At 72.8% G+C, this 17329-nt stretch carries 15 protein-coding genes and 1 pseudogene; 8 read left to right on the forward strand and 8 right to left on the reverse strand.

Translation table 11 applies throughout. From position 1 onward, the window contains the following. The first annotated feature begins 162 nt into the window (after window positions 1-162). From ABEB06_RS32240 to ABEB06_RS39425, 4 genes and pseudogenes are all read left to right on the forward strand, one after another. Window positions 163-1830 (forward strand): cellulose binding domain-containing protein, encoded by a 1668-nt coding sequence (locus tag ABEB06_RS32240; RefSeq protein ID WP_345700439.1) that lies wholly within the window; start codon window positions 163-165, stop codon window positions 1828-1830. Window positions 1831-2175: 345 nt separating this feature from the next. Next, window positions 2176-4599: a glycosyl hydrolase 2 galactose-binding domain-containing protein gene (locus ABEB06_RS32245; RefSeq protein ID WP_345700440.1), complete on the forward strand. Its 2424-nt coding sequence runs from the start codon at window positions 2176-2178 to the stop codon at window positions 4597-4599. A 315-nt stretch (window positions 4600-4914) separates the two neighbouring features. Beyond that, entirely contained in the window at window positions 4915-6231 is a 1317-nt protein-coding gene (locus tag ABEB06_RS32250; RefSeq protein ID WP_345700441.1) for a cellulase family glycosylhydrolase, read from the forward strand. A gap of 89 nt (window positions 6232-6320) precedes the next feature. Further along, window positions 6321-6887, forward strand: a pseudogene (locus ABEB06_RS39425) (MOSC domain-containing protein); the annotation flags it as partial. A 69-nt stretch (window positions 6888-6956) separates the two neighbouring features. On the opposite strand, the gene ABEB06_RS32255 reads toward ABEB06_RS39425, so the two are convergent. From ABEB06_RS32255 to ABEB06_RS32275, 5 genes are all read right to left on the reverse strand, one after another. After that, on the reverse strand, window positions 6957-7970 hold the full coding sequence (locus tag ABEB06_RS32255; protein WP_345700442.1) for a hypothetical protein: 1014 nt from the start codon (window positions 7968-7970) through the stop codon (window positions 6957-6959). A gap of 274 nt (window positions 7971-8244) precedes the next feature. Beyond that, a complete protein-coding gene (locus ABEB06_RS32260; RefSeq protein WP_345700443.1) occupies window positions 8245-8886 on the reverse strand; it encodes a vitamin K epoxide reductase family protein in 642 nt (213 codons plus the stop codon). Window positions 8887-8889: 3 nt separating this feature from the next. Further along, on the reverse strand, window positions 8890-9699 hold the full coding sequence (locus ABEB06_RS32265) for a DsbA family protein (protein ID WP_345700444.1): 810 nt from the start codon (window positions 9697-9699) through the stop codon (window positions 8890-8892). A 115-nt stretch (window positions 9700-9814) separates the two neighbouring features. Beyond that, entirely contained in the window at window positions 9815-10459 is a 645-nt protein-coding gene (locus tag ABEB06_RS32270; RefSeq protein ID WP_345700445.1) for a hypothetical protein, read from the reverse strand. A 37-nt stretch (window positions 10460-10496) separates the two neighbouring features. Next, a complete protein-coding gene (locus ABEB06_RS32275) occupies window positions 10497-10877 on the reverse strand; it encodes a nuclear transport factor 2 family protein (RefSeq protein ID WP_345700446.1) in 381 nt (126 codons plus the stop codon). A gap of 107 nt (window positions 10878-10984) precedes the next feature. On the opposite strand from ABEB06_RS32275, the gene ABEB06_RS32280 reads away from it, so the two are divergent. Beyond that, the gene (locus ABEB06_RS32280; RefSeq protein WP_345700447.1) at window positions 10985-11842 is read left to right on the forward strand and encodes a CHAD domain-containing protein; all 858 of its coding nucleotides are present in this window, start codon (window positions 10985-10987) and stop codon (window positions 11840-11842) included. Between the two features lie 25 nt (window positions 11843-11867). On the opposite strand, the gene ABEB06_RS32285 is transcribed toward ABEB06_RS32280, so the two are convergent. Then, a complete protein-coding gene (locus ABEB06_RS32285) occupies window positions 11868-12617 on the reverse strand; it encodes a uracil-DNA glycosylase (protein ID WP_345700448.1) in 750 nt (249 codons plus the stop codon). 90 nt (window positions 12618-12707) lie between these two features. Here ABEB06_RS32285 and ABEB06_RS32290 point away from each other — a divergent pair, with 90 nt between their 5' ends. Then, the gene (locus tag ABEB06_RS32290) at window positions 12708-13682 is read left to right on the forward strand and encodes a slipin family protein (RefSeq protein ID WP_345700449.1); all 975 of its coding nucleotides are present in this window, start codon (window positions 12708-12710) and stop codon (window positions 13680-13682) included. Continuing rightward, window positions 13679-14101 carry a CBS domain-containing protein gene (locus ABEB06_RS32295; protein ID WP_345700450.1) on the forward strand — a complete coding sequence of 141 codons (423 nt, stop codon included), beginning with the start codon at window positions 13679-13681 and terminating at the stop codon, window positions 14099-14101. The genes ABEB06_RS32290 and ABEB06_RS32295 overlap by 4 nt, the downstream gene beginning before the upstream one ends. Before the next feature lie 146 nt (window positions 14102-14247). On the opposite strand, the gene ABEB06_RS32300 is transcribed toward ABEB06_RS32295, so the two are convergent. Next, window positions 14248-15141, reverse strand: a complete 894-nt coding sequence (locus tag ABEB06_RS32300; RefSeq protein ID WP_345700451.1) for an SGNH/GDSL hydrolase family protein — start codon at window positions 15139-15141, stop codon at window positions 14248-14250. A 124-nt stretch (window positions 15142-15265) separates the two neighbouring features. Continuing rightward, a complete protein-coding gene (locus tag ABEB06_RS32305; protein WP_345700452.1) occupies window positions 15266-15682 on the reverse strand; it encodes a PaaI family thioesterase in 417 nt (138 codons plus the stop codon). A gap of 205 nt (window positions 15683-15887) precedes the next feature. Between ABEB06_RS32305 and ABEB06_RS32310 the strand changes: the two genes are divergently transcribed. Then, the gene (locus ABEB06_RS32310) at window positions 15888-17288 is read left to right on the forward strand and encodes an amidase (protein WP_345700453.1); all 1401 of its coding nucleotides are present in this window, start codon (window positions 15888-15890) and stop codon (window positions 17286-17288) included. Window positions 17289-17329 lie beyond the last annotated feature (41 nt).

Genomic DNA, 17329 nt, shown 5'->3' on the forward strand with positions numbered 1-17329 from the left:
AAGCAGCCGATCTGGCGGGTGGCTGACAACCCCGCCCCATGCGTCAGGAGCACCTCCCCGCAAGACCCGGTGCGGACGGTCACGCCCCAACACCCGTCGCCGTCCGCACCGCTTCTTCCACCCGCCCCTCCCACCCCCACTCACGGGACGAAAGGGATCAGCGTGCACCAGAGAATCCGGACCCGCCGCGCCTCGCGCCTCGCGCCGACGGCCTTCCTGCTCGCCGCCGCCGTCGCGGCGGGCGGCCTCACCCTCGGACGGGCCGACACCGCGCAGGCGGACACGGCCGACGCGTTCGCCACCCGGTGCGGTGTCCACTTCTGCCTGAACGGCAAGGAGTACTACTTCGCGGGCACCAACACCTACGACATGTTCACCTACGGCTCGGCGTCGGGGGACACCGAGTCGCAGTTCATGGACAAGGCGCGGATCGACGCACAGTTCGCCAACCTGCAGGCGGACAAGGTCGACGTGGTGCGGCTGTGGATGTTCAACCACGAGAACTGGCACGGCTTCGAGAGGTCCAAGGGGGTCTACGACGAGCAGGAGTTCGCCCAGTTCGACTACATCATCCAGTCGGCGAAGGCCCACGGCATCCGGCTGATCCCGGTGTTCGAGAACTACTGGGAGGCGTACGGCGGGATCGACGCCCGTCTCCAGTGGGAGGGGGTGTCCGGCGGCCAGCCCGGCCGGGCCGCGTTCTTCGACCGGGCTCGCTGCCCCGGCTGCTTCACCTCGTACAAGAACTACGTGTCCTACGCGCTCAACAGGGTCAACCACTACAGCGGCGTCAAGTACAAGGACGACCCGACCGTCTTCGCCTGGGACCTGATGAACGAGCCCCGCTACGAGGGGCAGAGCGCCGCCGAGAACGTCAACGGCACCACGCTGCGGGCCTGGGTCGACGAGATGGGGGCCTTCGTCAAGGGCATCGACTCCAAGCACCTGCTGGGCGTCGGCATCGAGGGCCACGGCACCGCGTACGGCTTCGGCGGCGACGAGGGCAACCCGTTCGTGTATGTGCAGCAGTCGCCGTACATCGACTACGCCTCGGCGCACCCGTACCCGACCGAGGCCTGGGCGAACCTGAGCATCGACCAGACCAAGGCGCTGATCCGGTCGTGGATCGCCGACTCCCACGGCAAGGTCGGAAAGCCCTTCTTCATGGGCGAGTTCAACGTGCACAACGTGGACCGATCGGCCTGGTGGAGCCAGATCTTCCCGGACTTCGAAGCGGCCGGCGGTGACGGCAGCGCGTTCTGGTGGTACGAGGACCACAACGTGGACGGCAAGTTCGGCGTCATGGCCGGAGCCCCCGAACTCGCCTTGTTCCGCGCCCACTCCGACCGGATGCGGGCCAAGTCCGGCCTGATGGACGGCACGTCGAGCCCGAGCCCTAGCCCGAGCCCGTCCGCGTCCACCTCCGCGTCGGCCTCGCCGTCGCCCTCCGCCTCGGCGTCGACCCCGCCGTCCCCCTCCGCCTCGTCCAGCACCCCGGCCCCGGCCGGGAACTGTGCGGTGCACTACGTCCTGTCCGACTGGGGCGGCAGCTTCAACGGCGACGTGACCATCAAGAACACCGGGAGCGCCACCGTCAACGGCTGGCAGCTGGTCTTCTCGTTCCCCGGGAACCAGCAGGTCAGCTCCATGTGGAACGCGGTGAGCACGCAGTCCGGCAAGCAGGTGACGGCCGGCAACCCGGCGTCCTACAACACCGCCATCGCGGCCGGCGGCAGCGTGAACTTCGGTTTCAGCGGTACCTCCACCGCCGGCACCAACGGCACCCCGACCGCCTTCACCCTCAACGGGACGACCTGCAGCACGTACTGACGCCCCGACGGTCCCTCCGCCGGCCTGCGGCGCGCGCCACCCCGCGCCCGCAGGCCGGCTGCGGGCGTTCGGCGGCGGGGAGCGACGTGCGCCGCCGACGGCGGCCTGCCGGCCGAATCCTGCATGAACCGGTAAAGCTCTTCCTTGGTCGGAGCGGCCTCTGTGGCCATCCCTGGAGGCTGGACCCCAGCATACTCGCAGCTTGATGCCTTAATGGCGACGACTGAAACCATCAAGGTATTCACGTAACCGGTTTATAGACAGGGTCGCCCCGCCGGGTTACGGTTCTGCTCGCGCCGCACATTCGACCACCGGTCCGCCCGACGTCCACGAGGAGCCGCACAGATGAAGGACACCACCCCGCTCGACCAGGGCTGGAGCCTGCACCACGGAGAGGACCGGCTGCCCGCCGCGGTGCCCGGCTGCGTCCACACCGACCTGCTGAACGCCGGGCTGATCCCCGACCCGTTCCTGGACGCCAATGAGTCGGACGTGGCCTGGGTCGGCCGCCGCGACTGGACCTACACCCTCGACCTGCCCGCCCACGACAGCCGCCACGAGCGCACCGACCTGGTCTTCGACGGCCTCGACACCGCCGCCACCATCACCCTCGGCGGCACCGAGCTCGGCTCCACCCGCAACATGCACCGCCGCTACCGCTTCGACGCCACCGGCCTGGCCGGCGAGCTGGAGGTGCGGTTCACCAGCGCCTACACCGAGGCCGAACGGGTCCGCGCCCTGGTCGGCGACCGGCCCAACGTGTACCCGGAGCCCTTCCAGTACATCCGCAAGATGGCCAGCAGCTTCGGCTGGGACTGGGGCCCGACCCTGCCCGGCGCGGGCATCTGGAAGCCCGCACGCCTGGAGCACTGGTCCACGGCCCGGCTCGCCGAGGTCCGCCCGCTGGTCACCGTCGACGGCTCCACCGGCCGGGTCGAGCTCCACCTCACCCTGGAGCGCACCGAGAACGGCGCCGGGCGCCCGCTCACCGTCCGCGCCTCCGTCGCCGGCGCGCACGCCGAGGCCGTCCTCGACGGCGACACCGGCGTCCTCACCCTGGAGGCCGCCGACGTCGCCCTCTGGTGGCCCCGCGGCTACGGCGACCAGCCCCGCTACGAGCTCGACGTGACCCTCGCCGACGGCGACGCCCCGCTCGACGGCTGGAGCCGCTTGATCGGCTTCCGGACCGTCGAGCTGCACCGCACCGCCGACGAGACCGGCACCCCTTTCACCCTGGCGGTCAACGGCGAACCGCTGTTCGTCCGCGGCGCGAACTGGATCCCGGACGACACCCTGATCACCCGGGTCACCCCCGACCGGTACCGCACCCGCCTGCAGCAGGCCGCCGACGCCAACCTGGATCTGATCCGGGTCTGGGGCGGCGGCATCTACGAGCAGGAGGCCTTCTACGAGACCTGCGACGAACTCGGCCTGCTGGTCTGGCAGGACTTCCTGTTCGCCTGCTCCGCCTACCCCGAGGAGCAGCCGCTGCGCGGCGAGATCGAGGCCGAGGCCCGCGACAACGTCGTCCGCCTGATGCCGCACCCGTCGCTGGTGCTGTGGAACGGCAACAACGAGAACCTGTGGGGTTTCCGCGACTGGGGCTGGGAGGAGGAGCTCGGGGGCGACTCCTGGGGCGAGGGCTACTACCTGGGCGTGCTGCCCCGGATCGTCGCCGAACTCGACCCCACCCGCCCCTACGCCGCCGGAAGCCCGTGGTCCGACAGCTGGGACCACCACCCCAACGACGTCGACCACGGCACCCATCACTCCTGGGAGGTCTGGAACCGGCAGGACTTCGCCGAGTACCGGGACTCCGTCCCCCGCTTCGTCGCCGAGTTCGGCTGGCAGGCCCCGCCCGCGTACGCCACCATCCGCCGCGCGCTGCCCACCGAGGCGCTCGCCGCCGACTCGCCCGGCATGCTGCACCACCAGAAGGCGGAGGACGGCAACGGCAAGCTGGACCGGGGCGTGGCGCGGCACTTCGAGCTGCCCGCCGACTTCGACCGCTGGCACTACCTCACCCAGGTGGTCCAGGCCCGCGCCGTCGCCACCGGCATCGAGCACTGGCGCTCGCACTGGCCGCGCTGCGCAGGCACCGTGGTCTGGCAGATCAACGACTGCTGGCCGGTCTCCTCCTGGGCGGCGATCGACGGCGACGGTCGGCTCAAGCCGCTCCACCACGAACTGCGCAGGCTCTACGCCGACCGGTTGCTCACCCTGCAGCCCGCCGACCGCGACGGCGCTCCCCGGATCGCCCTGGTCAACCAGGCCGCCGAGGCCTGGAGCACCACGCTGCGCCTGCGCCGCCTGGATGCCGACGGCCGGCTGTTGGCCGAGAGCGCCGTGCAGCTCACCGCCGGACCCCGCGCCGTCCACCAGCTGCCCGTTCCGGCCGAACTGCTGCCCGGGGAGGGCTCCGCCAGGGAGTACCTGGTCGCCGACGCGGACGGCCTGCGGGCCGTCCACTTCCCGGTCGCCGACAAGGTGTTCGCCTATCCCAAGCCCGAGTTCGAGCTGGCGGTCGAGGCCGTGGAGGATGCCGCCGGCGGTGCCGCCGTCGACGTCGTGGTCACCGCGCGCACGCTGGTCCGCGACCTGCTGCTGCAGGCCGACCGGATCGACCCCGCCGCCTCGGCCGACCGCGGGCTGATCACCCTGCTGCCCGGTGAGCGCACCACCGTCCGGGTGCGCGGTGCGGGCGTGCCGACCGCCGAGCAGGTGCGGGAGGCGGTCTTCTGCGTCGAACCGACGCGAGCGGTGCTGTAGGCGCAGCGCCGTGCTCCGACCCCCTGCGGGCCGGTCCGCCCTCGGGCGGGTCCGGCCCGACGTCGTTCCGGGATGCGGAGGACGCGGAAGATTAATCGGTTAAGTGCCCTCCATTGACCAGTGACTGGCGGCGTGTCAGCATCTCTTCGACAACGTTGCCAGGTCCCCGCCGCCACCTCTGGCGGGTAGACGAGCGCGCCGTTGACGATCGGCCTGACCGTGCTCCCTCCGCCTGTCGAGGGCCCCGCTGCCCGGGGCCCTGCCTCGACCTGCGTCGGCCGGCCGGACCCCCACCCCCACGATGTGAGGAGAGCCATGGAAAAGCCGCCGAGCCGCAGGGCGCTCACGGCCGTCGGAGCAGCGGTCGCAGCCGTCCTCGGGCTGCTGTTCTCGGTCTTCGGGTTCACCCCGAACAGCGCCGAGGCCGCCGCCTCCGGCATCCACGTCAGCAACGGCCGGATCTACGAGGCCAACGGAAGCCAGTTCGTGATGCGCGGAGTCAACCACGCGTACGCCTGGTACCCCGGCCAGACCACCGCGATCGCCGACATCGCCGCGAAGGGCGCCAACACCGTCCGGGTCGTGCTCAGCAACGGCGACCGCTGGACCCGCACCAGCTCCGCGCAGATCTCCGCGCTGATCGCGCAGTGCAAGGCCGCCAAGGTCGTCTGCGTCCTGGAGGTCCACGACGCCACCGGGTACGGCGAGGACGGTGCCGCCACCACCCTCGACCGGGCCGCACAGTTCTGGGTCGACAACAAGAGCGTCCTCGACGGCCAGGAGAGCTACGCCGTCGTCAACATCGCCAACGAGCCCTGGGGCAACACCGGTTACAGCGCCTGGACGGCGGCCACCAAGAGTGCCGTCGCCAAGATCCGCGGTGCCGGCCTGCACCACGCCCTGATGGTCGACGGCCCGAACTGGGGCCAGGACTGGTCCAACACCATGCGCGACAACGCGGCATCGGTGTTCGCTGCGGACACCGACCGCAACACGATCTTCTCGATCCACATGTACGGCGTCTACGACACCGCGGCCGAGGTACAGAGCTACCTCGGCAGCTACGTCAACGCCCGACTGCCGATCGTGGTGGGCGAGTTCGGTGCCCAGCACAGTGACGGCAACCCCGACGAGGACGCCATCATGGCCACCGCCCAGTCGCTCTCGGTCGGCTACATCGGCTGGTCCTGGAGCGGCAACGGCGGCGGCGTGGAGTACCTCGACCTGGTCAACAACTTCGACAAGAACTCGCTGACCGCGTGGGGCAACCGCTTCTTCAACGGCGCCAACGGCATCGCCGCCACCGCCCGGCCCGCGACGATCTACGACCGGCCCAGCCAGTCGCAGTCCCCGGTCGTCGACCCGCTGCCGAGCAAGGCGCCGAACGGGTACCCGTACTGCGCGAGTGCGTCGTCGGACCCGGACGGTGACGGGTGGGGCTGGGAGAACAACGCCTCCTGCGTGGTGCGGGGCGGGAAGGCCGACACCGGTGCGACGGCGTCGCCGCTGCCGAGCAAGGCGCCGAACGGGTACCCGTACTGCGCGAGTGCGTCGTCGGACCCGGACGGTGACGGCTGGGGCTGGGAGAACAACGCCTCCTGCGTGGTGCGGGGCGGGAAGGCCGATCACTGACCGCCGACCCTGATCGACAACGTGCCGCCCCCGGGATCAGCCACCCGGCCCCGGGGGCGGCACACCCCTCCCGCAGAGGGATCACCGTCGTGCCCCGGTTGACCGCACTCCACGTCTACCCGCTCAAGTCGGCCCGCGGCCTGGACCCCGCGCAGGTCAAGGCCGAGCCGTGGGGCCTGGCCGGGGACCGGAGACGGATGCTCGCCGACCCTGCCGGCCGCGCACTGACCCAGCGCCAGAACCCGGCTCTCGCCCGCTACCGGGCACTGCCGCATCCGGACGGCTCGCTGACCGTCCTCGACCCGGCGGGCGAGTCCATCCACGTGGCCCGGCCGAGCGCGCCGACAGGAGCCGCGCCCGCCCTCGCCGACGTCTTCGGCTCCCGCTTCCCCGTGCTCCCGGCCGACAGCCGCACCGAGCCATGGCTCGGCGCGCGGCTCGGCGACGTCCGCCTGCTCCACCTCGGCGACCCCGCGACCAGCCGGCCCGTCGACTACGACAACGGCCGCGGGCACGCCAGCACCAGCATGGCCGACGGCTACCCGGTGCTGCTGACCACCACCGCCTCGCTCGCCGCGCTCAACCGGCACATCGCCGTGGACACCGGAGACCCGGCCGTTCCGATGGACCGGTTCCGGCCCAACCTGGTCGTCTCCGGCGCCGAGCCGTGGTCGGTGCGCGAGCCGCGCGGTCTTGCCGTCCACGGTTACTGTGTCGGTCCCCTGTCACTCCCGCGTCGGCACGGTGGCAAATTCCTTCATGGATCCCCGGGCATTGTCGAGCACGCGGTTTCCCTGCTGATCGATCATCCGGGTGATGGACTCCTGGGCGACGCCGAAGAATATCGCCCACGCGGCGATCTGGCCGCTGGTGTCCAGATAGGTGAGGCCGGGGACGAACTGCCCGCGCACCAGAATGATTCCCAGGAGGGCCGAGAGCGCGCCGATCGGAAGCCTCAGCAGCATGAGCACCATCGGCACCATGTAGGGAGTCGCAGTGCCCTGGATGTGCCGGAGCGAGATCGCGCCCGCCACCGCGGCCGCACACATCCCGATGAACTCCACGAGCATCAGGTCGGCACCTGAAGGCGCGCCGGCGCCGACAGGGCACTGCCGCTGGCCGTTGGGGTAGAAGCACGTCTTCTCCGGCAGGGCTTCCGGGTAGAGGAATCCCCAGGCCAGGGACAGGACGACGAGGATCGTCAGGGCGAACACGGAGCACAGCAGGAAATTGCGGAACGTCCGGACCTGGGCCCGCTCCGAGTCCGCCGCATCATTGGCCGCCTGCAGCGTGCGAACTGCCAGATCCCGGAAGTGCTCGTCCAGTTCGTGGCTGTTGTCGTTCAGGTGGCCTTCCAGGAGCCTCCTCCGGGGGTCCTGCGCTCCGAGGTGCTGCTCCGCCTTGGCGAGCACGGTCGCCCCGCACCATCGGAGGTCGGCCCTGGGGGATATCCGGAGAATCGCCTCTTCGGTCTTGTGGAGATTCGGCCAGGCCCTGTCCACGGCGGAGCCCGACCATATCGCCCGCAGCCCCACCGGTGTCGTGACGGCCTGCCGGGCAGCTTCCAGATGCTTGTCGGCCATGTTGACGATGCTGATGTTCTCGTGTGCCACCAGGGGGCGCAGCCTGTCAACCTGGGATTGCAGGTCCGCAATGTACGAGGCACATCTCTGACGCCAGGAGGACTTGCCTCTCCCGGTGACGTCGGATTGCACATCGGCCCCGATCCTGACAGCCATGGCTCCTCCATGAGGACGAGCGGGAAGCGGCGGACTCGACGACCTGATGTCCAGCCGCCGCGATGCTGCGGGCCAACACCACCTGCTTCAAGCCTCGGCCCGTGCAATCCGTGGCGCAAGTCCTGGACCGCGCGGCGCCTCTGATGGCCAGACGGGCCCACTCGGGCCCTTGGCGCCGCGTGCGGAGCCCGGTCGAGCGCGCGGACGGCCCGCGGGGAGCATGCCGACGGCCCCCTCTGCGAAGCCGCAGGTGGGGGCCGTCGTGCGGGCCGGGTCAGAGCAGGGTGCGCCAGTAGTACCAGAAGCGGTTGAGGATCAGCAGGGCGATGCCCAGGTACCAGAGCGCGGGGGCGATCCAGTGCCGGCGGGCGACGGCGGGCCACCAGCGGGGGGCGGGGACGACGCCGGTGCGGAGGTTGTGCAGGGTGGTGTACCAGAAGAGCGGGAAGACCACGGCCCAGACGACCATGCAGTACGGGCAGAGCGCGCCGATCTCGTAGAGGGCCTGGTCGATCAGCCACAGTACGAAGCCGAGGCCGAGGGTGGTGCCGGCCTGGAGGCCGAGCCAGAACCAGCGGCGGTGGGCGGCGCCGGCGAGGACGCCGGCGCCGATCGCGGTGACGGCGCCGAACGCGGCGAGCCCGATCAGCGAGTTGGGGAAGCCGAAGGCCTCGGCCTGCGCGGTGCGCATGATCGAGCCGCAGCTGATGATCGGATTGATGTTGCAGGACGGCGAGTAGGACGGGTCCTTCAGCAGCCGGATCTTGTCGACGGTGAGGACGGCGGACGCGGCCAGGCCGAGCAGGCCGCCGATCAGCAGCAGCCAGCCGAAGCGGCGGCTCGCGGCGACGGGCACCGCGACGGGGGCGCCGTCGGTGACGGGGGCGCCGCTGGTGGCGGGGGTTCTGTCGGTCATGGGTCAGGCCCCGACCGTCTGGCGGACCAGCGCGGTGTACTGGTCGCCGCTGAGCGGGCTGCCGTTCTGGCCGAAGACGTTGAGCTGCTTGCCGTCGAGGAGGACGGTCGGGGTGCCGCGCACGCCGCTCTTGTCGAAGGCGGCGGCGACCTTGTCGGCCCAGGGCAGGTAGGTGCCCTCGGTGACGGCCTTGGTGAAGGCCTCGGTCTTCAGGCCGGGCACCTGGTCGGCGAGTTCGAGGATCCGGTTGACGTCGCCGAAGCCGTCCTCGCGCTCCTCGGGCTGGTTGGCGTAGAGGACGTCGTGGAACTTCTTGAACTTGTCCGGGCCCTCGTCCAGCGCCGCACCGGCGGCGGCCAGCGCCGTGTGCGAGCCCTTGCCGCCCAGGTTGCTGTCGAGGAAGGCGGCCAGGTGGTACTCGATCTTGTAGGTGCCGTCGTCGGCGAGCTGGGTGATCGACTGTCCGGCGCCGGCCTCCAGCTTCTGGCAGACCGGGCAGCGGAAGTCCTCGTACACCGCGAGGGTGTGCGGGGCGTCGGCCTTGCCGTAGACGACCACGGTGCCGTCCGGGCCGGAGGTGTTGGCGGGGGTGACCACGGGTGCGGACGAGGCGGCGGCGGAGCTGCCGCCGTCGGCGGTGGAGATCGCGATCGCGGTCGCGCCGCCCACCACCGCGAGGGCGGCGAGGACGCTGACGCCGATCACCGCGCGGCGGCGGACGGCGGCGGCCTTGGCCTCGCGGCGCTGCGCCTCCTGCAGGCGCTGGCGGGCGGTCGGGCGGTTGTTGCCGGTGGTGGTGTTGTTGTTGCTCATGGTGGTCCGTCGACTCCTCGGCGTACGGGCGCGCGCGGCGCGGCCTCGTACCGGTGAAGGGAAAGGGGGCGCTGGGAGGGCGTCGCGGCCGACAGGTCCGTGCGAACGGACGGTGTCAGGCGGCGAGCGCGAGCGCCGGCGGACCGCGCCGGGGAGCGGGAGAGGGGACCACGCCCTGCGGCCGGACCGGGGAGTCCGCGTGGCCGGGCGGGGGGAGGAGGACGGCCGGGCAGGCCGGGAGCACCGCGAGCAGCAGCGACCGCCACGGGGAGGGCAGCAGCGCGGCGAGTGCGGAGAGCGCGTCGGCGAGGCCGGACAGCGCGGCGTGGCCCAGGCGCAGCCAGGCGGCGGCGGCCAGTGCGAGCGCCAGGTGGACCGCCAGGACCAGGGCCTGGAGGGCGCCCGTGGAGGTGCCGGTCAGGCCGGCCAGCGGCGAGCCGTCGGTGAGCGAGTCGCCACCGCAGACCAGCAGGTTCATGCCGTGGGTCTGCGCGGCACTGGCACACGCATCCTGGCCGAGGTTGAACACGGTGTTGAGCACCAGCTCGACCGGCACCAGGATCGCGGCGAGCTGCCAGAACCGGTGCCGTGCGCCGTCCAGCGCGAGCGCCAGCGCGAAGACCGCGACTCCCGCCACCGCCACCAGCGTGAGCGGCAGCGCACGCCCGGTGACCACGACCTGCCCCAGCGCGGCCAGCGGCACGGCGAGCGCGGTGAACACCGCGGCCCGCAGGGCCCTGGTCGCACGGTTGTCGGTCATGGTGTTGGAGTATGCCAGAGGGCGTGTGAAGGCCGTGTCAGAACATCGAGTTGCCGTTCGCGGAGGTGGCCGGGATCACCTGCAGCACGTCCCAGTGCTCGACGATCCGGCCGTCCGCGTCGAACCGGAAGATGTCGATCCCGGCGTACTCCTCGGCCGGCCACACCTGGTGGCAGTGCAGGACCACCAGGTCGCCCTCCGCCACCACCCGCCGGAACTCCACCCGCTTGCCGGGGTACTCCGCCGCCATCCGTTCGAAGTACGCGACGAACGCCTGCTTGCCGTCGCCGACGTGCGGGTTGTGCTGGATGTAGGTGTCACCGACGAAGCGCTCGACCGCGTCGGCGGGCCGGCACTCGTTGAACATCAGGTGGTAGAAGGCCTTCGCGGTCGCCTTGTTCTGCTCCGGATCGCTCATGCAGCACACCGTAGGCAGCCGGCCGCAGGCCCCGGTCGGCGGCGCGCCGGGCCGATCGCGCGCCGTCGCGCGGGCCTACGCTGGGAGACGGCGGGAGGTGGACGGCCTTGGCGCGGAGAGTGCGGGGGACGGCGGGGGAACTGCTGGCCGCGCGGATCCGGGAGCAGGCCGCGCGGGTCCTCGACCTGGAGGCGGCCGTCCGTGCCGACGAGGCCGACTCCGTGCACCAGCTCCGGGTCGCGGCCCGGCGGCTGCGCGGCGCGCTGCGCTCCTACCGCGGCCTGCTCGACGGGGACCGCGGCGGGACGGTCCGGCGGCTGCGCGAGGTCGGCGCGGCGCTCGGCGACGCGCGCGACGGGGAGGTGCTCGCGGAGCGGCTGCTCGCCCAGGCGCGGGAGCTGCCGGCGGACGGCGGGCGCGACGGCGTGCTCGCCGACCTCGCCCGGTGGTCCGCCCGGCAGGCGGCGGACAGCCGACCGCAGGTGCTCGCCGAACTGGGCGGCGGACGGTGGCGGGACCTGACCCGGGAGCTCGCCGAGCTCGCCCGGGACCCGAGGCTGTCGAAGCGCGCCCGGCAGCCGGCCGGGCCGGAGGCGACCCGGGTGCTGCGCCGCGAGTGGCGCCGGACCGCGGTCCGGGTGGAGGCCGCGCTGGCCGCCGGGCCCGGCGGGGCGACCGAGGGCGCCCTGCACGAGGCGCGGAAGGCCGCGAAGCGGGCCCGCTACGCGGGGGAGGCGGTCGGCGAACCGGCCGCCGGGTTCACCGCGCGGATGAAGACCTTGCAGGACCTGCTCGGCCGGCACCAGGACGCGGCCGTCGCCGCCCGCACCGTCCGCACCCTCTCGGACGGCGGCTTCGGGTACGGGGTGCTGTACGGGCTTCAGCTGGGCGAGATGCACCTGGTCCGCGAACAGCTCCCGGCGGTGTGGCGGGAGGCCGGGCAGCGGCCGCCGGAGCTGCGCTGACCCCGGGAGCGCCGGTCAGCGCCGGTCAGCGGAGGCCGGCGGTGGCGGCGGCCTCGGCGAGGAGGTCGGTGAGCATGGCGGGGGTGAGGCGGCCGGTGTAGGTGTTGCGGGGGCTGACGTGGAAGCAGCCGTAGAGGTGGAGGGGCGGGCCGCCGTCGGTGGCGGGGAGGACGGCGTGGGCGCCGTGGGTGAAGGCGGGACGGGGGCGGGGGAGCTGCCAGCCGGCGGCGGCGAGGGCGGGGAGCAGGGCCTGCCAGGCGAAGCCGCCGAGGGCGACGACGGCGCGCAGGGTGGGGCGCATCAGCAGCAGCTCGCGGACGATCCAGGGCCGGCAGGTGTCGCGCTCCCCGGGAGTGGGCTTGTTGTCGGGCGGGCAGCAGCGCACCGGGTCGGTGATCCGCACGCCGTGCAGCCGCAGGCCGTCGTCGCGCCAGGTGGAGTGCGGCTGGTTGGCCAGGCCGAGCCGGTGGAGGGTGGCGTACAGCAGGTCGCCGGAGGGGTCGCCGGTGAAGATGCGGCCGGTGCGGTTGCCGCCGTGGGCGGCGGGGGCGAGGCCGACCAGGGCGAGCGGGGCGTCGGTGGGGCCGAAGCCGGGGATCGGGCGGGCCCAGTACTCCTGGTCCAGGTAGGCGCGGCGCTTGGTGCGGGCGGCCTCCTCGCGCCAGGCGACCAGGCGGGGGCAGGCCCGGCAGTGGACCACCTGGTCGTCGAGCTCGGCGACGGTGCGGGCGGCCTCGGCGGCGGGGGCGGGGTCGAGGACGGGCGGGTGCTCCATGGCGCCGATGGTAGGACGCGCGGCGACCGGGCACGCGCGGAGTAGCGTGGACGTGGGGTCCGGGGTTCTGTCGGGTCCGAGGTGACGGCGATGATCGTTGTTGACGCGTTGGTGGCGCTGCTGGTGGTGCTGGCCGTCTGCGCCGGGCTGAGCGTCCGGATGGTGCAGCAGTTCCAGCGGGGTGTGGTGTTCCGGTTCGGCCGGGTGCAGGACGAGGTGCGGGGTCCGGGTCTGGCGTGGCTGATGCCGGTGGCGGACCGGATACGGAAGGTGAACGTCCAGATCGTCACGATGCCGATCCCGGCGCAGGAGGGCATCACCCGGGACAACGTGACCGTGCGGGTCGACGCGGTGGTGTACTTCCGGGTGGTCGACCCGGTGAAGGCGATCGTCAACGTGCAGGACTACGGCTTCGCGATGTCGCAGGTGGCGCAGACCTCGCTGCGGTCGATCATCGGCAAGAGCGAGCTGGACGACCTGCTGGCCAACCGCGAGCCGATCAACCAGGGCCTGGAGCTGATGCTGGACTCGCCCGCCCTCGGGTGGGGCGTCGAGATCGACCGGGTGGAGATCAAGGACGTGGCGCTGCCCGAGTCGATGAAGCGCTCGATGGCCCGGCAGGCCGAGGCGGACCGGGAGCGGCGGGCCCGGATCATCACCGCGGACGGCGAGTTCCAGGCGTCGGCGCGGCTCTCGGAGGCGGCGGCGATCATGAGCGCGACCCCGGCCGCACTCCAACTGCGGTTGCTGCAGACGGTGGTGGAGGTCGCGGCGGAGAAGAACTCGACCCTGGTCCTGCCGTTCCCGGTGGAGCTGCTGCGCTTCCTGGAGAGCGCCACCGACCGCAACGGGAAGTCGCCCGTGGAGGCGGTCAAGGAGGTGGAGCGCGAGATGGAGCAGCTCGAACTCCCGGCCCTGGACGAGGTGCTGGCCCGCGACCCGCTGGAGCCCCCGACGGCCCGGGCGGCCGCCGACGGGGCCCCGGTGGCGGGTGCGGGCGGAGCGGCAGAGGATGGAGAGGAGAGGGCGGGGCGATCGGCCACGGACGCGGGAGGCCCGAGATGACCACAGCCGGAGAGATCATGCACGCGGGGGCCGAGTGCATCGGCGACCAGCAGACGCTGGCCGATGCGGCGCGGATCATGCGGGAGCGCGACGTGGGCGCGCTGCCCATCTGCGGGGAGAACCAGAAGCTGCTGGGGATCCTCACCGACCGGGACATCGTCCTCAAGTGCGTGGCCGAGGGCCACGACCCGAGCACCGTCCTGGCGGTCGACCTGGCGGTCGGACGCCCGATGGTGGTCGAGGAGGACGAGGACGCCGAGCAGGTCCTGCGGATCATGGAGCAGCACCTGGTGCGGCGGCTGCCGGTGATCAACCACCCCGACCACAAGCTGGTGGGGATGATCAGTGAGGCGGACATCGCCCGGCACCTGCCGCAGGAGCGGGTGGCGGAGTTCGTGACGACGATCTGCGCGGAGTAGCGGGAACGGGCCCCGAGCGGGTGGGCGCCGGCTGGAGAGGCCGGCGCCCACACCCGTGCGCGCGGAGCCACACCCGTGCGCGCGGAGCCCGGCGGGGCCGAGGGCGCAGCGCCCGGTGAGGCCCGGGGCCCGGCGGTGCCCGGGGCTCAGAGTTCGGCGAGGAAGGCGTCCGCGATCACCTGGTAGCCGGCGTCGTTGGCGTGGATGTCGCCGCGCGCCATGTTGGTCCACTGCATGACCCGGGCGACGTTGAGCGGCACGAGTTGCCCGCCGAGCGGGACCATCGGCAGGAAGGCGCCGGTGTCGAAGGCGCCCGCCACGTCGGCGGTCGGCACCCGGTGCGCGGCGTCGACCTGCTCGATGACGCCGTTCAGCGCCCCGGCGAGCGGGACCGAGAGGGTGGCCAGTGCCTTGCCCTGGTCGCCGGTCAACCAGGCGGCCAGGAACGGGTCGTAGAGGTTCATGCCGACGATCCGGGTGTGCGGCCCGGCGGCGGCCCGCAGCTCGCCGAGGATCCGGTCGAGGTTGCGGCGGACGGTGGCGATGCCGTTCAGCGCGCACGGCAGGTCGAGGCTGCCGCCGCTCGCGCAGCCGTCCACGTCGTTGGCGCCGATGTCCAGGGTGACCACCACCCGGTCCTTGCGATGAGCCTTCAAGTACGAGACGGCGTTGGTCAGTTGGGATCCGGACCAGGAGTGGGGGTAGCGGCAGCCGCCGTCCGCCATCGACCCGGAGGTCTCGCCGGGGCAGCCCAGGTCGGTGAAGGAGAACGGGCGGCCCGCGGCGTGTGCGCGGCCCTCCAGGGTGCGGGCCAGGTCCTGGGCGTAGCCGCGGCCCACCACGTGGCCGCCGCCCGGCAGGGACTGGTAGCCGGCGGCGAGCGAGTCGCCGAGCGCCAGGTAGTACTCGGCGGGGTGGTTGCGGGCCGAGGCGGCGGAGTCGGCGGCGGCGGGGGTGGCGGCCGCCCCGAGGGTCAGCGCGCAGAGCGCGGCGGTGAGCAGGACGCGGGCGGGGCGGCGGGTGGGCGGGGCGGTGCGCATGCAGCCTCCAGGTCGGGCCGGCCGGTGGGTGGTTCGGCCCGGCGAGGCTACTGCGCGGTAGGGGCGGCGAACAGGGGTTGGACGGCGCCGGTTCGCGGGCGTGCGGCCGAAGGAGGCGTGGACCTCAGCCCGGGAAGGCGTACACGGTGGTGGCGTGCGCGGCCGGCTCCTCCTCGCCCTCGGCGCACAGCGTCACCTCGATGAAGCCGAGCCGCCGGCCGAGCTTGGTGACCCGGGCGGTGACCAGGACGTCGGTGCCGACCACGGCGCGCTGGAAGGTGGTGGACTGCTGGATGGTGGTCATCGGCCCGAAGCCGCCGCGGGCCGCGGAGATCGCCACCACGGTCGCGGTGTCGGCCGCAGCCATCAGCGCCTGCCCGGACATGCCGCCGCCCTCCCGGGCGAGTTGGTCGGACCAGGGCAGCCGCAGCACGGCGTGCCGCTCCCCGGTCTCGGTGACGGTTAGGCCGAGGGCCTGCACCCAGGGCGCGAAGTTGTCGGCCAGGATCTTGTCCGCCTCGACGGTGCTGAGAGTCGCCATGAGGGGATGGTAGGGCGAAGCCCGCGCCGCCGGATCCCGTTCGACCGAGGGTGTTTCGCGGCCCCCGGCCGGACGGCGTGCAGGTCGGGCGTCGGGGCGTCGGCGGAGGGCGGACGGCGCGGGGGGTTCCGGGTCGGAGCGCGGGCGGCCTACACTCCAGCCAACTGTGCGGTATTACCGACTGGTAGCGACGAGGGGGAGCCGGATGGCGGCGGAGCGGGTGCACGCGTTCGGGGACGACGCGCTCGGGGAGCACGACGCGGTGGCGCTGGCGGAGCTGGTCCGCAAGGGCGAGGTCAGCCCGGCGGAGCTGGCGTCGGCGGCGTCCCGGCGGGCGCAGTCGGTGGACGGCGCGCTCAACCCGGTGGCGCACGCCGCGTACCACGCGCCCCGGCTGGCGGCGCAGCGCGATGCGCCGCTGTACGGCGTGCCGAGCTTCCTCAAGGACAACGTGAACCTGCGCGGCCTGCCGACCAACCAGGGCTCGGCGGCGTTCCGGGCCGGGCCGGCCCGCCGGACGGCGGGGTTCGCCGGCCAGTTCCTGTCCACCGGTCTGCAGGTGCTGGGAAAGACCCGGCTGCCGGAGTTCGGGCTGAACGCCTCCACCGAGTACGCGGCCGCCGACCCGGTGCGCAACCCGTGGAGCACCGGCCACTCGGCGGGCGCGTCGTCCGGCGGTTCGGCCGCGCTGGTCGCCGCCGGGGTGGTGCCGATCGCGCACGCCAACGACGGCGGCGGGTCGATCCGGATCCCGGCCGCGGCCTGCGGGCTGGTCGGCCTGAAGCCGACGCGCGGCCGGCTGGTGCTCAACGAGGACGGCCGCCGGCTGCCGATCGACCTGGTGACGGACGGGGTGCTGACCCGCTCGGTGCGCGACACGGCCGCCTTTCTGGCGGCCGCCGAACTCCACCACCGCAACGCCTCGTTGCCGCCGCTGGGCCTGGTCCAAGGGCCGGGCGGCAAGCCCAGGAGGATCGGGCTGGTGCTGGACTCCCCGGTGGTGGCCAGCGACGCCGAGACCCGGGCCGCGGTCGAGCGCACGGCCGCCCGGCTGGAGGCGCTCGGCCACACGATCGACCCGGTGGTGCTGCCGTTCGGCGCCGAGTTCCAGCGGGACTTCACGCTGTACTGGGGCTACATCGCGTTCGTCATCGCGGCCAGTGGCCGGCTGGTGCTGGACCGCGGCTTCCGCGCCAAGCGGCTGGACGGACTGACGCTGGGCCTGCGCGGCGTCTTCACCCGCGAGTGGACGCGGATCCCGGGCGTGCTGCGCCGGCTGCGGGCGGTGGAGGCGGAGTACGCCGGGCTGTTCCGGACGTACGACGCGATCCTGTCGCCGACCCTGGCGCACACCACCCCGGAGCTGGGCCACCTCAGCCCGAACGTGCCGTTCGAGGAACTGCTGCGACGGCTGCAGGACTACGTGGCGTTCACGCCGGTCAACAACGTCTCCGGCGGTCCGGGCCTGTCGCTGCCGACCGGGGTGACGGCGTCCGGACTGCCGCTGGGCGTCCACCTCTCCGCCGGGCACGGCCGGGAGCGGACGCTGCTCGAACTCGCCTACGCCCTGGAGGCGGAGCAGCCCTGGCGGCGGATCCAGGACTGAACGGCCCGGAGGCCGGGTGGACGATCCACCCGGCCTCCGTC

The organism is Kitasatospora terrestris, assembly GCF_039542905.1.
Lineage (GTDB): Bacteria > Actinomycetota > Actinomycetes > Streptomycetales > Streptomycetaceae > Kitasatospora > Kitasatospora terrestris.

Coding starts and splice junctions, on each gene's coding strand:
- ABEB06_RS32245 (WP_345700440.1), top strand. CDS start 2,176: ATGAAGGACACCACCCCGCTCGACCAGGGCTGGAGCCTGCACCACGGA.
- ABEB06_RS32250 (WP_345700441.1), top strand. CDS start 4,915: ATGGAAAAGCCGCCGAGCCGCAGGGCGCTCACGGCCGTCGGAGCAGCG.
- ABEB06_RS32255 (WP_345700442.1), bottom strand. CDS start 7,970: ATGGCTGTCAGGATCGGGGCCGATGTGCAATCCGACGTCACCGGGAGA.
- ABEB06_RS32260 (WP_345700443.1), bottom strand. CDS start 8,886: ATGACCGACAGAACCCCCGCCACCAGCGGCGCCCCCGTCACCGACGGC.
- ABEB06_RS32265 (WP_345700444.1), bottom strand. CDS start 9,699: ATGAGCAACAACAACACCACCACCGGCAACAACCGCCCGACCGCCCGC.
- ABEB06_RS32270 (WP_345700445.1), bottom strand. CDS start 10,459: ATGACCGACAACCGTGCGACCAGGGCCCTGCGGGCCGCGGTGTTCACC.
- ABEB06_RS32275 (WP_345700446.1), bottom strand. CDS start 10,877: ATGAGCGATCCGGAGCAGAACAAGGCGACCGCGAAGGCCTTCTACCAC.
- ABEB06_RS32285 (WP_345700448.1), bottom strand. CDS start 12,617: ATGGAGCACCCGCCCGTCCTCGACCCCGCCCCCGCCGCCGAGGCCGCC.
- ABEB06_RS32290 (WP_345700449.1), top strand. CDS start 12,708: ATGATCGTTGTTGACGCGTTGGTGGCGCTGCTGGTGGTGCTGGCCGTC.
- ABEB06_RS32295 (WP_345700450.1), top strand. CDS start 13,679: ATGACCACAGCCGGAGAGATCATGCACGCGGGGGCCGAGTGCATCGGC.
- ABEB06_RS32300 (WP_345700451.1), bottom strand. CDS start 15,141: ATGCGCACCGCCCCGCCCACCCGCCGCCCCGCCCGCGTCCTGCTCACC.
- ABEB06_RS32305 (WP_345700452.1), bottom strand. CDS start 15,682: ATGGCGACTCTCAGCACCGTCGAGGCGGACAAGATCCTGGCCGACAAC.
- ABEB06_RS32310 (WP_345700453.1), top strand. CDS start 15,888: ATGGCGGCGGAGCGGGTGCACGCGTTCGGGGACGACGCGCTCGGGGAG.